The organism is Nonomuraea sp. NPDC049158, from assembly GCF_040648335.1.
GTDB lineage: Bacteria > Actinomycetota > Actinomycetes > Streptosporangiales > Streptosporangiaceae > Nonomuraea.
Genome location: NZ_JBEZDM010000004.1, coordinates 235,372 through 249,785, shown reverse-complemented (window position 1 = coordinate 249,785; position 14,414 = coordinate 235,372). Strand labels below are relative to the sequence as shown.

At 67.0% G+C, this 14,414-nt stretch carries 15 protein-coding genes; 9 read left to right on the top strand and 6 right to left on the bottom strand.

Annotated features, from left to right (window positions below):
- Positions 1-48: 48 nt before the first annotated feature.
- Positions 49-288, bottom strand: coding sequence for a hypothetical protein (locus AB0B61_RS11540; protein ID WP_358430944.1), 240 nt, complete (start codon positions 286-288; stop codon positions 49-51).
- Positions 289-596: 308 nt separating this feature from the next.
- Here AB0B61_RS11540 and AB0B61_RS11535 point away from each other — a divergent pair, with 308 nt between their 5' ends.
- Positions 597-1,463 (top strand): AraC family transcriptional regulator, encoded by an 867-nt coding sequence (locus tag AB0B61_RS11535; RefSeq protein WP_358430941.1) that lies wholly within the window; start codon positions 597-599, stop codon positions 1,461-1,463.
- Positions 1,464-1,534: 71 nt separating this feature from the next.
- On the opposite strand, the gene AB0B61_RS11530 is transcribed toward AB0B61_RS11535, so the two are convergent.
- Entirely contained in the window at positions 1,535-1,717 is a 183-nt protein-coding gene (locus AB0B61_RS11530; protein ID WP_358430938.1) for a hypothetical protein, read from the bottom strand.
- Positions 1,718-1,875: 158 nt separating this feature from the next.
- Positions 1,876-2,976, bottom strand: coding sequence for a hypothetical protein (locus AB0B61_RS11525; protein WP_358430935.1), 1,101 nt, complete (start codon positions 2,974-2,976; stop codon positions 1,876-1,878).
- Between the two features lie 239 nt (positions 2,977-3,215).
- Between AB0B61_RS11525 and AB0B61_RS11520 the strand changes: the two genes are divergently transcribed.
- The 4 genes from AB0B61_RS11520 to AB0B61_RS11505 all read left to right on the top strand — a co-directional run bounded on the left by AB0B61_RS11520 (position 3,216) and on the right by AB0B61_RS11505 (position 7,857).
- Positions 3,216-4,616, top strand: a complete 1,401-nt coding sequence (locus tag AB0B61_RS11520) for an isopeptide-forming domain-containing fimbrial protein (RefSeq protein ID WP_358430933.1) — start codon at positions 3,216-3,218, stop codon at positions 4,614-4,616.
- Between the two features lie 192 nt (positions 4,617-4,808).
- Entirely contained in the window at positions 4,809-5,765 is a 957-nt protein-coding gene (locus AB0B61_RS11515; protein ID WP_358430930.1) for a D-alanine--D-alanine ligase family protein, read from the top strand.
- Positions 5,762-7,138, top strand: a complete 1,377-nt coding sequence (gene murF / locus AB0B61_RS11510) for a UDP-N-acetylmuramoyl-tripeptide--D-alanyl-D-alanine ligase (protein WP_358430927.1) — start codon at positions 5,762-5,764, stop codon at positions 7,136-7,138. The genes AB0B61_RS11515 and murF overlap by 4 nt, the downstream gene beginning before the upstream one ends.
- 23 nt (positions 7,139-7,161) lie before the next feature.
- The gene (locus AB0B61_RS11505; protein ID WP_358430926.1) at positions 7,162-7,857 is read left to right on the top strand and encodes an aspartate/glutamate racemase family protein; all 696 of its coding nucleotides are present in this window, start codon (positions 7,162-7,164) and stop codon (positions 7,855-7,857) included.
- Here AB0B61_RS11505 and AB0B61_RS11500 read toward each other — a convergent pair.
- Complete coding sequence (locus tag AB0B61_RS11500; RefSeq protein ID WP_358430923.1) at positions 7,854-9,854, bottom strand: ATP-binding protein; 2,001 nt, start codon at positions 9,852-9,854, stop codon at positions 7,854-7,856. The two genes, AB0B61_RS11505 and AB0B61_RS11500, sit on opposite strands and share 4 nt — an antisense overlap.
- A 417-nt stretch (positions 9,855-10,271) precedes the next feature.
- Between AB0B61_RS11500 and AB0B61_RS11495 the strand changes: the two genes are divergently transcribed.
- Positions 10,272-10,913, top strand: a complete 642-nt coding sequence (locus tag AB0B61_RS11495) for a TetR/AcrR family transcriptional regulator (RefSeq protein ID WP_358430920.1) — start codon at positions 10,272-10,274, stop codon at positions 10,911-10,913.
- Here the strand turns inward: AB0B61_RS11495 and AB0B61_RS11490 are convergent.
- On the bottom strand, positions 10,899-11,207 hold the full coding sequence (locus tag AB0B61_RS11490; RefSeq protein WP_358430917.1) for a hypothetical protein: 309 nt from the start codon (positions 11,205-11,207) through the stop codon (positions 10,899-10,901). The genes AB0B61_RS11495 and AB0B61_RS11490 overlap by 15 nt on opposite strands.
- Before the next feature lie 344 nt (positions 11,208-11,551).
- Between AB0B61_RS11490 and AB0B61_RS11485 the strand changes: the two genes are divergently transcribed.
- Both AB0B61_RS11485 and AB0B61_RS11480 read left to right on the top strand, forming a co-directional pair.
- Positions 11,552-11,809 (top strand): Dabb family protein, encoded by a 258-nt coding sequence (locus AB0B61_RS11485; protein ID WP_358430913.1) that lies wholly within the window; start codon positions 11,552-11,554, stop codon positions 11,807-11,809.
- On the top strand, positions 11,787-11,927 hold the full coding sequence (locus AB0B61_RS11480) for a hypothetical protein (RefSeq protein ID WP_358430910.1): 141 nt from the start codon (positions 11,787-11,789) through the stop codon (positions 11,925-11,927). Before AB0B61_RS11485 ends, AB0B61_RS11480 begins: the two co-directional genes overlap by 23 nt.
- 127 nt (positions 11,928-12,054) lie before the next feature.
- On the opposite strand, the gene AB0B61_RS11475 is transcribed toward AB0B61_RS11480, so the two are convergent.
- Positions 12,055-12,474, bottom strand: coding sequence for a hypothetical protein (locus AB0B61_RS11475; protein ID WP_358430908.1), 420 nt, complete (start codon positions 12,472-12,474; stop codon positions 12,055-12,057).
- A 1,196-nt stretch (positions 12,475-13,670) separates the two neighbouring features.
- Here AB0B61_RS11475 and AB0B61_RS11470 point away from each other — a divergent pair.
- Positions 13,671-14,339 (top strand): Crp/Fnr family transcriptional regulator, encoded by a 669-nt coding sequence (locus AB0B61_RS11470; RefSeq protein ID WP_358430905.1) that lies wholly within the window; start codon positions 13,671-13,673, stop codon positions 14,337-14,339.
- Positions 14,340-14,414: the final 75 nt, after the last annotated feature.

Below are 14,414 nucleotides of genomic sequence, written 5' to 3'. Positions count from 1 at the left end.
TCGGGTACCGGGCACCACCCGGAATCGCAGAACCGCGGTTTCTGCGGCTCAGCCAAACTTCATGGATGACGTGGACACGCCTCCGCCGTTCGCCCAATGGCGCGAGTCAGGGTCGGCGAGTATCGAAAAATCGCGGTTCTCCGCCGAGAAGTCGCGGTTGCCGACCGAGAAGTCGCGGTTGCCGGCTGAGAAGTCGCGGTTCGCGGCGCTCGCCGGAGCGGCGGCGAACGCGAGTCCAGCCCCGGTGAACGCCAAAGTCGCGGCCAGGGCGAGAACGGTCTTACGCACTTTTCCTCCTGATGCTCGGGTCTCTCGGTCTCCTGCGGTGGATCGTACGGAGAAATGGGATGCCGGACTATCCGGCAAGTGAGCGGTCCGCGGCGCGATCTGGACACCCGACGGTCGTTTCCGGAAGCGCACGAGGACACGCTGGATCTGGCTGCCCCGGGATGCGGTTATAGCTGGTCGCGAGGACTTCTCGTTCAGCACCGACCAGGCGACGGCGAAACGACGCCAGGACGACAACGGCTGGCAGAAATGTGGGTCACCCATGGACCTGTAGCGATCAGCAGATCGAGGTATGAGAATTGGCGCCCTTGACGTCCGAAGGACATCCGGCAGGCGGCGGCTACAAAGAGTTGTACGAGGGCAACATCGGTATGCGCATCCTGTCGTACGGAGCCGAAGTCCGTGTCACCGTCCCGCGGTGCCCGGACTCCTACAAGATCTACCTTCCGCTGAGAGGCGCCGGAAAGGTGAAAATCGAGGGCGAGTATATCGACGCGCCCTCGATCATCGTCGGCCCCCATGAGCAGTCCGACATGTGGTGGAGCGTCGACCACGAGGTGCTGATCATCCACATTCCCGCGGCGTTGATCGAGCGGACACTTGCCGATTATCTGGGTGATCCTCCGAAGCAAGCCCCGCGTTTCCGGCCGGACATCGCCAGAGACAGCGCTTTCAGCGGGGTGCTTACCATGTTGTCGCTGGCGAGTGCCGACGGCAGGTTACCATTCATGGCCTCGTCCTTGGCCGGGCATCATTTCGAGCAATTTCTGCTGCACACCCTTCTGGGCTCGCAGCCGCACGACTACTCCGCCACCCGCGCCGAGCCTGACATCTCGTCCAGTCCAGCGGCATTGCGCCGGGCGCAGCGCTACTGCGAGGAACACGCGGGTGAATGTGTCTCCCTGCGGGACATCGCCGCCGCGGCCAGGGTCAGCGTCCGCACCCTGCAATACGACTTTCGCCATCACCTGCACACCACACCGCTCGCCTACCTGCGCAAAGTACGGCTGGCGCACGCCCATGCCGACCTGGTGCGCATGGCCCAGACGGGCACTCAGAGCACTGTCACGGACGTGGCCACGCGTTGGGGTTTCATGCATCTGGGCCGCTTTGCCTGCCTCTACAGGGAGACCTACGGCCAATCGCCCTCCAGCACCTTGTACGGGTCACGGTGAGCGTCCACCACCGCAGGTGACCCCTGACGGGCCACCTGCGGGTCCACGGAACGTGGCCTATCGGCGATCCACTAGCAGCAGATGATCTCCGAGCCGAAGGTCCCGATTCCGAACTCGAGTTCGGACCCGTCGGACGCCGAGCTTGCGCCGGTGATGCGCACGCTCCCGTCCGGACTTGCGGCAGCGGCGGCCGGTGACGCGACGAAGCCGCCAAGGGCGACAATCGCCGCCAGGGTGAGAATGGTGCGGCGCATGGTTCCTCCCGGTAAATCGAGAATCGATGAACTGGCGCTGAACGCTTTGTCGACATAGCCAGAGCAGTGGGCCCGGGAATGAACTGTAGGGAATGAATCTGGCAATGGCTATCCAGATCGCGTCGTACGAAATGCATGCTTCGGATAGTCCGCTGTTGCTACCCGAATGCGCGATGGAGCTGGGTCATGGTGCGCTCGACGCGGCTCTTGTCGCCGACGACCACATAGGTCTCGTATTTGACCTTGTCTTTTCTGTCCATGGCTCCACCGGGGCTGGTGACCTGGATGGTGTTCTCGCCGAAGTAACCGTTGTAGTCCATGGGCCGGCGGGTCATCGTGTAGTAGTAGGCCTTGCCGCCGAGAACTTCGGGCTTGACGTACATGCCGAGGCAGTAGGCGCCGTCGTCCGTGCAACGAACCATGGGGTCCTTGCTCGTGTGGGAGTCCACGGGCTTGGGCGACAGGCGACCGGTGGCGGGGCTGTAGGAGAAGACCTTCGTGAAATCCGGCTGCAGGTAGGCGACGAAGACGCCGCTGAAGCGGTCGTGTCGTTCGTCGTCCGAGGTGATCGTGGCGGCAGCGCGGAAGACGTTCTCCAGCGCGGGCGCGTCGTGATCGGGGGCGAGCTCGATCTCGGTCTCCAGCCAGTACGGCGACAGGCCCATGGTGAACGGGACGCGCTTGTCCTGGTGGTCGGCGCTGCGGCAGTTGCCCCAACCCGGTTTCGTGTCCGCGAGGGTCACGAACATCGCGGGCCGCCCCGCCGTGCGGATGGAACTGCCGGACCTGGCCATGGTGTAGAGCGCGCTCGTACTGGGGCCGTGGTAGGGAGGCGGCTGGTCCACGTCGTCCAGGCGGGTGCCGGCCTGCGTGGGGTTGTAGCACTCGGTCGCCGCCTCGCCCTCCTGCCAGGCGTGGAAGGCGTACTGGAAGGCGGCGCCATGGCCGCCGCTGGAGATGAACTCCTTGTTGTTGACCTTGACCGACGCGATCGCGCCGGCCAGCGCCGTCGACGTCGTGACCGCCAGCCTGTTGCGCTTGTCGACCAGGACGGACGCTGTGACGTCCTGGAACGTCCGGTCGTAGTTCTTCTTCGTGGCGCATGCGGACTTGTACGTGAGCACGAAGTCGTTGTAGGCCGGGTCGCTCCGTGCCGGCGCCTCGCACGAACTCTGCGCGGCTGTCGCCGCCACTGGGGTGACCACCGCCGTCATGACGGTGACCGCGGCCAGTACGGCCCCCTGCCGGATGAATCTCATGCGCGAAGTAAATCGGCAGCCGGCGATGCGGCGGGATCTGTTCGAGAAAAGGGTAAATGTTGGGGTTTGCCAGTTCGAGCGGCCCACGATGACGCCGTCGGTGTCGTGTACGCGCTGAACAAGCGGCGGCGGCCCTTCCGCTGACGCTGTTCGGCGCGGTCCCGGCCGCCGCCGCACCCGTCGTCACCGCCCCGGCGGTTCCGCGGGTCGCGCCGGATCCCGCCTCATGCCCCGACCAGGTGTCGCTGGTCAACGGCGGTTTCGAGCAGCCGGTCGTCAGTCGCGGGACGTGGGCCTCGTTCCCCGATGCCTCGCAGACCGGCGCGCCGAACCATGTGCCCGGCTGGCTCACCACCGCCACCGACCACATGATCGAGCTGTGGGCCAGCCCGCCGAACCCGGCCAACACCCCGCCCAAGGAGGGCAGGCAACTGGCCGAGCTGAACGCCAACCAGGTCTCGACCCTGTACCAGGACCGCGTGACCAGCCCGGGGGCGAAGCTGTACTGGCGGCTGTCCCACCGCGGCCGGTTGGGGGTCGACACGATGGCCTTGGACATCGGCGCTCCGGCGTCCCCGGTGCAACTTCAGGTCATGTCGGACGGCACCGGGAGCTGGGGCACCTACTCCGGCGCCTACATCGTGCCCGCGGGCCAGACGACCACCAGGTTCGCCTTCCGTTCCATCTCGGCGGCCGGAGGGAACGCCACCTTCGGCAACCTGCTCGATGACATCTCCTTCGCGACCGCGCCGTGCGTCGTCGTCACCAAGACCGCGAGCCCGCAGGGGCCGGTCGACGTCGGCGATGTGATCACCTACCGGGTCAACGCGGTCAACAGGGGCGGCGCCCCGGCGGAGAACGTGCGCCTCACCGACGCCGTCCCGGCGGGGACCACCTACGTGCCCGGCTCGCTGCGAGTGGTCGACGGCCCGGGCACCGGGGACAAGACCGATCAGGCGGGCGACGACCAGGGCGACTTCAACGCCGCGGGCGGCAAGGTCTCCTTCACCCTGGGCAACGGCGCCACCGCCGCGGCCGGCGGCTCGCTGCCCAACGCCGCGAGCCTGCCCGGCGGCACCACCGTGGAGTTCAAGGTCAAGGTCGGCCGGGACGCCGCGGGCGGGGAGGTGACCAACCAGGCGACGGTCGGCTACGAGAACCGGCTCGGTCCGGAGCCGGAGCAGCTGACCTATACCAGCGGCGACGCCGTTACCAAGGTCAACCCGGCCGTGGACCTGAGCGTGGTCAAGTCCGCCGATTCGACCAAGGTCACCGTGGGCCAGACCGTCACCCACCGCGTCACCGTACGCAATGCCGGCCCGAACGGCGCGAAGGGGGTCACGGTCAAGGACATGCTGCCGGCCAACCTCACCTTCGTGTCCGCCACGGCCTCCAACGGGACCTACACGCCGGCGAGCGGGATGTGGACCGTCGGCGCGCTGGCCAGTGGCGCCTCGGCCACGTTGACCATCCATGCCAAGGCCACAGCGATCGGAGAGACGACCAACGCGGCCATCGCCGACGGCAAGGAGCTGGACCTCGATCCCGCCAACAACTCCGACAGCGTCAAGATCTGCGTCGACCCTGAGCCCTTCTGCCCGTACTGCATCAAGGGAACCGGGCAGAAGGCGGGGAGCTAGCGACCGGAAAGCGCCCAGGCCCCGCCACCACGGGGCCTGGGCGCACGGGCCACGGACCCCTGCCGGCGCGGGTGCGCTTTGGTCAGGAACTGGACAGTGAATGGCCTGGGAACTGGTCAGGCGAAGAGCCGACACTCGGCGGGCTGGTCCTGCGACGGCGAACACCGTGCCACCGAGGAAGGCTCATTGATCGTGACTGAACGTGTACGCGTGGCTGTGCTGGCGGGTGGGCCGTCCGCCGAGCATGAAGTGTCGCTGCAGTCGGCGCAGGCTGTGCTCGATGCTCTGCCGAAAGATCTGTACGAGCCCGTCGCCGTCATCATCGACCGGCAGGGCAGATGGCCGGTGGAGCTGGGACGCGACCTGGCCGACGTGGTCTTCCCCGTGCTGCACGGGCCGTTCGGCGAGGACGGCGTCGTCCAGGGTCATCTGGAGACCTTAGGCATCCCGTACGTGGGCTGCGGCGTCCTGGCCTCGGCCGTGGGCATGGACAAGGTCGCGATGCGGCGCGCGTTCCTGGCGGAGGACATTCCCGTCACCCCGTATGTGTGGTTCACCGGGCATGAATGGCGCACCACCGCCGACCACTGGGGTCTGGTGAAGTCGCTCGACTGGCCCATGTACGTCAAACCGGCCAACATGGGCTCCTCCATCGGCATCTCACGTGTCACCTCCATGGAGGAGCTGCGCGCGGGCGTGGAGCTGGCGCTCGCCCATGACCGGGTGGTCGTCGTCGAGCAGGGCGTGACCGCGCGCGAGATCATCTGCGGCGTGCTCGGCGACCATGACACGCAGGACGCCTCGGTGCCCGGCGAGCTCATCGTGCCCGGCGACTGGCTCGACTATGAGGCCAAATACCTCAGCCGGGCCGAGATCGCCGCCATCCCCGCCGTGCTGCCCGAATGGGTGGCCGAGGACGTGCGCGAGCTGTCCGTGCGCGCCTTCCGGGCGATCGGCGGCTACGGCCTGTCCCGCGTCGACTTCCTCTATGAGGAGGACACGGGACGCCTGTACGTACTGGAGATCAATACGATGCCCGGTTTCACCCCTCGTTCCGTCTACGCCAGGGCATGGGCCGCACGCGGTGTCCCGTACCCTGACCTGCTGCGCCGCCTGATCGACCTGGCGTTCGCCAGGAGCGGCTCATGATCCCCATGACGCTGGACGACATCGCGCGGGTCGTCGGCGCGAGCTTGCATGACGTACGCGACCCCGAGGCGCCGGTGACGGCGCCCACGGCGGTCGACTCCCGCGAAGTGGTGCCCGGCGGCCTGTTCGCCGCGACGGTCGGCGCCAACGTCGACGGTCACGACTACGCGGCGGGCGCCGTCGCGGGCGGCGCCGTCGCCGTACTGGCCTCAAGGCCCGTCGGCGTGCCCGCGCTCGTGGTCGAGGACGTTCAGCTCGCGCTCGGCCTGCTGGCCAGGCACCTGCTCGAACACATCAGCCCGACCGTGATCGGCCTGACCGGCTCCGTCGGCAAGACCACGACCAAGGACCTGCTGGCCCAGGTCCTCGAACGGGACGCGGCGACGGTCGCCACCGACAGGTCGTTCAACAACGAGCTCGGCCTGCCGCTGACCGTGCTGCGTGCCGATGCCACCACCCGCTACCTGGTGCTGGAGATGGGCGCGGGCCGGAAGGGCGACCTGACGTATCTGACGGGGCTCGCGCCGCCCAGTGTCGGGCTGGTGCTCAATGTCGGCACCGCGCACGTGGAGCGTATGGGAGGCGGGCTGGCCGACGTGGCCGAGGCCAAAGGCGAGCTGGTCGAGGCGCTCCCGCTGGACGGGTTCGCCCTGCTCAACGCCGACGACCCGTACGTCATGGGCATGATCAGCCGCACCAAGGCCCAGGTCCTGTTGTACGGCAGGTCGGCGGGGGCGCGGGTGCGAGCAGAAGGCGTACGGATGGACGACCGGGCGCGAACCGTGTTCGAGCTGGTGACGCCCTCCGGCCGCGCCCCGGTCGAGCTCGACCTCATAGGTGAGCACCAGGTGAGCAACGCCCTGGCCGCCGCCGCCGTCGCCACCGTGCTCGGTATGGACGTCGCCGAGATCGCCGATGGGCTGAACGCCGCACGGCGGCGCTCCGCGGGCCGGCTGGAGATCGTCGAACGACCTGACGGCATCACCATCGTCAACGACGCCTACAACGCCAACCCCGAATCCATGCGGGCCGGGCTGCGGGCGGTGAAGGCCCTGGCCGGCGGCCGTCGTACCGTCGCCGTGCTCGGCGCGATGGGGCAGCAGGCGGACGCTTCCCGCGCCCGGCACGCGGAGATGGGGCGACTCGTCGCCGACCTTCGCTTCGACGTGCTGATCGCGGTCGGATCAGGGGATCCGCTCGCGATGGCGTGGGCAGCGGCGTCCTCGGACCAGGGCGTGGCCGTCCACACCGTCGAGGACGTGGCCGAGGCCACCAGGCTGGCCACCGCGCTCCTCGAACCGGGAGACGTGGTGCTCGTCAAGGCTTCCAGCGAGATCGGGCTCAGCGTCTGCGCCCGTGCGCTGGCTCAGTGACTGTCCAGGGGAAATGGAGTTTCATGCGTACTATCGGGCTCATCGGTGGGTTGAGCTGGGAATCGACGGTGATCTACTACCAGATCATCAATCAGCGGGTACGCGAGCGACTCGGCGGCAGCCATTCCGCCGACAGCCTCATCTGGTCGGTCGACTACACGACCGTCGAGGACCTCATCTTCGCCGACCGCTGGGACGAGGTGAGTACGCTGCTGGCCGGTGCCGGCCGGAAACTGGAGGATCTCGGCGCCGATGTCCTGCTCGTCTGCAGCAACACCTTCAGCCGGGTGAGTGATGATGTGGCGCGGGCCGCGAGCGTGCCCGTGCTGCACATCGCCGACGCCGTGGGCGCCGAGGCCCGCGCCAGGGGGATGCGCAAGGTCGGTCTGCTGGGCACGCGGTTCACCATGGAGCAGGCCTTCTATCGGGATCGGCTGGCCGCCCACGGCCTCGACGTGGTCGTACCGCGGCGCGAGCAGCGGGAACTGGTTCATCGGGTGATATTCGACGAACTGATACGCGGGGTACTCCGGGAATCGTCCAGGGACGCCTACACCCAGATCATCGCCGATCTCGCGGACGACGGCGCGGAAGGCGTCATCCTCGGTTGCACGGAGATCGAGCTGCTGATCAGTGAGAAGGACACCGCCATCCCGGCGCTGCCGAGCGCGCGGCTGCACGCGGAGCGGGCGGCCGGCTTCGCGCTGGCCGGCTCTTAGGTGGATCCGTGCGTGCCGTACAGCTCCCGGTGCCACAGGTCGGAGCAGAGGCGTTCGATGCCGGCCATCAAGTGGCGGCGGTAGGTGGTGAAAGGCAGGCCGAGTCGTTCCGCGGCCAGTTCCCGGGTGGGCGTGCCGCGGAGGAACGTGACGGACAGCGCCCGGTGGAACTTGACCGAGCGCGGATCCTCGCGCAGGCCGTCGATCGCCTGGCGCAGCAGGTCACCCAGTGCCGCGGCCGGATCCCGCCCGGCCCGCTCGGCGATCAGCCTGGTGCGCGTCAGCGGAGAAGCGGCCAGCGCTTCCGGCCGCGAAAGCCGGCGCAACGCCTCGCGGACCGCCTCGGCGAACTCCGCCCGGGACAGCACCGCCAGCTCCGCCGTCGCGGCGCCCGGGCCGTCGGCGGAACCCGCGATGAGCAGCCTGTTCATCCGTTCCAGCCACGCCTGTGCCGGCACTGCGCGCCAATCATGGACGAACAGGGTGTACGCGTCATCCCCCAGCAGCGGCTGCTCGGAGAGGTCACGCATGCCGTAATGCCGTAAATGGTCCGTCCACGCCTGGCTCGGACGCCGTGCCGCGATATATGACCAGGCCATCCGCTCGGTCCGCAGACAATTGGCGATCATTCGCCACTCCACCACCGGCGAAATGTCGTGCGGCATCCAGATCCGGCCGACCGCCACATGCTCACCGGCACGCAACGGCGCGGTAGCCCGCGCGTGCGCCCACGCCCCGGCCACGATGGGATCGGCTGCCAGCTCCTCCTCATCGAGCCGCGCCAGACGCAACCACGCGGAAACGGCCACGGGCTCCCCGCTTTCGGCCCGTCGATACACCCGGAACGCCTCCGGCTGACGTTCAGCCCAAAAGGCGGCACCGCGCGCGGACGCCGCGCCCTCCGCCGTCGCCGCCACCCGGAGCAACGCGCCGGCGTCCTCCTCCCGCAACACCTCTTCCTGGAACTCGCTCCCAGGGAAATGCGCCTCGGTGCCACGATGCGGGTAGACACGATGCGGGTAGAGCAGTGCCGCCACCGCGCCGAGCACCTCCGCATCGCTCGCCGCGCGTACCCTCTCCGCCAGATGCGCATGAACGCGCTCGTGCATGACCGCGTACCCCTCGGGATCCCGCCATCGCAGGTCCGCCTCCAGCACCTCCCGCACCACGTCATGCGGAAACAGCCCAAGACTGCTCGACTCCACATACGGCAACCGCCGCAACCACCGGAACAACGTCCCGGCGTCCTGCGGCAGGGCCGCCCGCAGCAGGTCCTCCGTCGTCATGTACGCATGCGCGCAGATCTCCAGCGCCTGCCGATGCGCCGCCGAAGGCAGCTCGCCCACCAGCTGATCCAGCAGTGTGGCCACCACGTCCTGACTCGGCGTCCACCGCCTGCCCGCCCCGCCCTCCTTCACCGCCACGGCCGCCCCCAGCAGCAGCGCCAGCGGATGACCACCGGCGAAGGCCGACAGCGACTCGCGCGACTCGGCCGGCACCCCAGAGGAGACCATCAGGGCCTGCGCGTCTCCGGCTCGCAGGTCGCGCAGCGGCAGCACCTCCAGCGCCCCCGCCCATCCCGGATCCGCCCGCCACCGCAGGTCCGGCGGGTTTCGCCCGGCGATCACCACCAGCGCGCCCATGGGCACCCGCGGCAGGAACCGCTCGCGCAGCCATCCCGCCAAGCCCTGGATTCGTTCGAAGCCGTCGATCAGCAGCACCGCGTCCGCACCGCGAAACACCGGCTCGGCCTCGGCCTCGAACGCCACCGGCGACGGCTCCAGCGAACGCCCGTCCACCATGGACACCGGCCGCCCCGCCACCGCGGCCTCGTGAGCGAACCGCCGTAACAAGGCCGACTTCCCGATGCCGCCGGGACCGTGCACGTACAGAACGCTGCATTCTCCGCCGTACAACGCCGCGCTGAAAACCGCGAGCTCTTCCTCCCGGCCCACGAACGCCGTCTCGCGCGCTGCTCGCAGGCGCCATTCCAGCAATCCGGACTGCTTGCTAATGTCCCCGATCCCTCTCCGAAGACCCGCCGGTTCGGTTCGATCAGGGAGCTCACGCCGCTCGTTCATGACGAACCACGATTGGTGCTGAATGTGCGCGCGTTGTCCGCCGCATGTCACCGTTTGTCGACGGCGGGGTTCGAGCCGGGTGCCCGATATGCGGCGATCATTTACCGTTCCCGTTATGCGGACTCCTGCGCTCACCACCGATCTGCTCGTCGGCAGGCACGAGTCGCGGCAACGCGTCCGAGACCACTTCTCCGGTACGGGTGACGAGCAGCGCACATCGCGTTATCCCAGCTCTCTTTCGTTACACCCTATAACTGGCCTCAAGCTTTCGTCAATCGCAATGGTGATAGCCTCTAACTCGAGGTGGCGCACGGGAACCGGAGAGGCCGACCCATGGACAGCGATGTGGTGAGCCCGCGCGAGCGCTACCGAGCGCAGGTGCAAGCCGAGATCAAGCAACACGCCTGGCAGCAGATCGCCACCACGGGCGTGTCAGCGTTGTCTCTCAAGGCGATCGCCAAGCATCTGGGCATGAGCGGCCCGGCCCTCTACCGGTACTTCGCCAGTCGCGACGATCTGATCACGGCGCTCATCCGGGACGCCTATCGCAGCCTCGCCGCCGCCGTGGGCGAGGCGTACGACTCCGGTGCCGACATCGCCGCGCTGGCTCACGTCGTACGCGCGTGGGCCCTGAGCGATCCCCACCGGTACCTGCTGATCTACGGCACCCCCGTACCCGGCTATCAGGCGCCCCCCGACACCGTCGCCTTGTCGCAGGAGATCATGGCCGTGCTGATCGGCGCCTACCGCGAGGCGGACATCCCCTCGCCGGACAGCCCTTTCGGCGCTCACCTCGACAGCCACCGGCACTGGACGCCTGACCCCACGGCGCCGACGGCCGTCCTGCGCCAGGCCCTGACGTTCTGGACCCGGCTGCACGGCGTGCTGTCCCTCGAGCTCGCCGGCCACTTCACCGGCATGGACATCGACGTCGCGCTGCTGTACGCCGACGAGGTCGACTCACTGCTGCGGTAGCGCTCGGCCTGCCGCGGCAGAGCCTCGGCGATGCGCCCGGGGAAAACGGGCCCGCAACCGCGGCACGAACTGCCACGGCCCGACGAGAAGTGCCGTGCCGGCAGGCACCGCGTGGAACACGAGACTCACGTAGTACCCCGGGATGCTCATGTCGAGACCCGGAACGGTCGTGCCGCCGACCAGATACGGCGGCACGAAGTAGGCCGTGATGCCGGTCGCCAGCACGGCGAGAAGACTCCACAGGGTCCACCACCAGCGGCGGCGAAGGGCCCGTGACATGGTCACAGCGGACATGCGAACTCCAATACCTGCGCGGGAACGAGAAGGAAGGGGCGCAATGCGCGAAGCCGGCGGCAGTGGGCCTCCGCCTCGCCGCGAACGATGCCGATCAAGCGGCAACCGTAGGCGCAGGTAAGTCATGAAGTCGATGCGGGAGATTGCTGAAGAGCGAGCTTGAATTGCGGTCGGCCGGGAGTCGTGCTCACCGGCTTCGGCCTGGCGGGCATGTGCCTACGCGCCATTGCCATCGAATAGGCAACTCGTACCGATGCGACGAGACACCAGGCTCGTTCATAGTCGGCTGACGCGCGGGACCTTTTGCTCCATGGCGTCGGGCACCGCCTATGAAGAGGAGCACGATGATCTACCACAGCATCCGCATGAAGGCCACGGCGGACGTGACGCAGGAGCAGGTCGAAGAGGCGCTGGAGAGCATGCGCGACCAGGGCCGGGTCATCTCGGCGGTGAAGTCGTTCGTCGTCGGCCGCGACTACGGAAGCGATTTCGACTGGGGCGGCGTGTTCGTCATCGAGGACCTCGACGGCTACTGGGAGTACCTGACGCATCCGGCGCACGCGCACCGACCGGATCGGCATGCCGCTGGTCGAGAAGTATGACTCGTACGACATCACCGACGATGACGACCCGCAGATGGGATCGAAGATCGCCGACCTGCACCGGCGCCGGTACGAAAGCGACCCCGAGTTGGCCGCGCTGGTGGGGATGCTGCCGTAGCACTCCAGAGGTAGCGCGCAGCTCACGGACGGCTGACCGCCCCGAGCGTCGGCAGCGACCGTGGAGATGCCGACGGCGGGGCTCCTGACGTGGCGCGAAGGCGTGGCAACGCCCCGCAGGAGAGAGGTCAGGCGGCCTGCCACGCCGTACAGTTGTTGTTCGCCCCTGAGGGCCGCCAACAGAACCTGACCTCGATGACGTTGCTGGCCGCTAGGTTGTGCTTGTAACACAAGCCGCTGTTCGTTGGCGCGTCATAACGTACGAGAGATACGACGCCCGAGTGGAGGTACTTTACTGTGCCCCAGACGTCTGAATCGGGATAGTGCCCCAGGATCCGGCAGACATTCAGGTTCGCGTGGTTGGCACTGAGCTCCGCGAAACCCCACTCGTTTCCCGGCTTAACCGTGTGCGCTTGTGCGGGGGAGGCGGCCATGCCTAATGCCAGCACGGCTGTGGCAGCGACTGCTGACACCATCCGCATGATTTTCGTACTCATGGTCTTCTCCTTCTTCCGTTCCAGCTGGCCCAAAGCCGGGTTGACTGCCACATTCCTCCTCGCTGATGACCCGGCCAAGGGCAGGGACCGGACATTTTCCGGACATTCGCAGTCGGCGTTTATTGCGCCATTTGCACGGCGCTGTAGGGGTGTGGAGTGGCGATCAACGTCGGCTGGCTGTTCATCACGCTGTCGAGAATCGACCTAGATCGCCCGCCAATTCCCCATTCTTAATCCAGCGCGCCACGCGGTTCGCAACCGCCACGTTGACTATGCGCTCGGCCTTCACGGCTGTCAGCGGTCACGTGAACCGTCCGCCCCGCGCGCGAGCAGATCACTGCTGTGCGGGATCCGCCACGGCCACCCGACCTCCTCGAGCAGCAGGCGCGTGGACAGCTCCGTCATGTCCGCCTGTCGGTCCGTTCTGTCGCAGTCGGCAAGCACCGGTTCGAGCCGTCTCTTGAGAGCCCGTCAGTAAGCGCTGTGCCCATAGTGGTCGGCCAGAAGCTGGGCAACACGGCGTCGGCAACAGGATCGGCCAGGCGCACACCAATTCGGCCTCGGGCTGGTGGTGCCGGAGAAGACGAGCAGCGGAAACCACCAGGCGTGACACAACTCAACCGCCGCACGCGCGACCCCGAGATCATGGCCGCCCTCGATGCTGCGCAGTTGGTGCGCGAGCCCGTGCTGCGCGGCCTCGCGTGCGGGCACAGTGAAACTGCCCGACTTCAAGGGGCGGAACGCCGCGATCGCCCGCCAGTAGCTGGTCGATCAGAAGTGGGACGAGTTATGGCGTCGCTCCTCCCGTGCAGGGCCAGCACAAGCATGGCGCGATCACGCTGTGCGGTCCAGGCGGGCCCGCCCCGGTGCGGCGGGCAGTTGGGTGGTCCCGGGATCGGTGAGGTAGGTGACAAGCCGGCTGTCGAAGCGAGCGCGGGCCGGATTAGTACAGATGCCGCAGAAACCCCTGATGAGCGACCCTACAAGGACATAAGTCGCAGATCAGCACCAACATTCCAGCGATTCACGCCAATCACAGGAACATTGTTCCGTTCCCCCCCGAATTCTCCACCCTTTTTAGGAAGTAGGTGGACAAAATGCCACAAATAGCTAGTCCGAAGATCGTTTAACAGCTGGCCTATGGCTATTTCAGGGTGTAACTTCTAAAAGCTTCACATCAATGACTCCAAGGCGCATAACCCGTGACAAATGATCATATTCCGGCTAGATGGCCCATTGGCACCCTTATGGACAGACTTAGCCCGGAGGACCGGACAGAACTTCTGGCTCTCGCACCGTCGTCCTCGCGAGAAGCCGGCGAGCCGCTCATCTCCCAAGGAGATCGAAAAAGGTCCGAGGTTTATCTGCTGAGATCCATTCCCAACCAGCCGCTCACGGCGTGTGTGAAGGTGACGGCCTACTTGGAATCGGGCGGGGCGGCCATGCTGGGCATCCGCGTCAGCGGCGACGTGGTCGGCGAACTTGCAGCGCTGCGCAGACAGCCGAGATCGGCCATGGTGACCACGTGCAGTCCTATGTTGGTGCACGTCATCCGCGCACAGGCGTTCACCGACTTCCTCGATCGCCACCCGGCGGCTTGGAATGCGCTGGCCAGAATGATCGCCGACCGGCTCGATTGGGCCAACCGGAGAAGAACTGACTTCGCCCAGTTCAGCGTGCCGGTACGGGTCGCGAACGTGCTCATGGAAATCTCCGGCCGGCACGGAGCCGACAGGGGCGACGGAAAACGGGACCTCGGAGTCGATCTCACCCATGAGGAGATCGCCAATCTTGTCGGGGCCAGAAAAGACGCTGTCTTCAAAGCCATCCGACGTTTCAAGGACCTTGAACTGATCGACCCCAGCCATCGCCGGAAGATCGTCATCGACCCAATCGGTCTAGCCAATTTCCGGTAAAGCGTACTGGTACGTCTTCAGGCGACGCGATCTTCGCCAGACTCTGTCCCCGACGATCTCCCCGACCACTCTGGT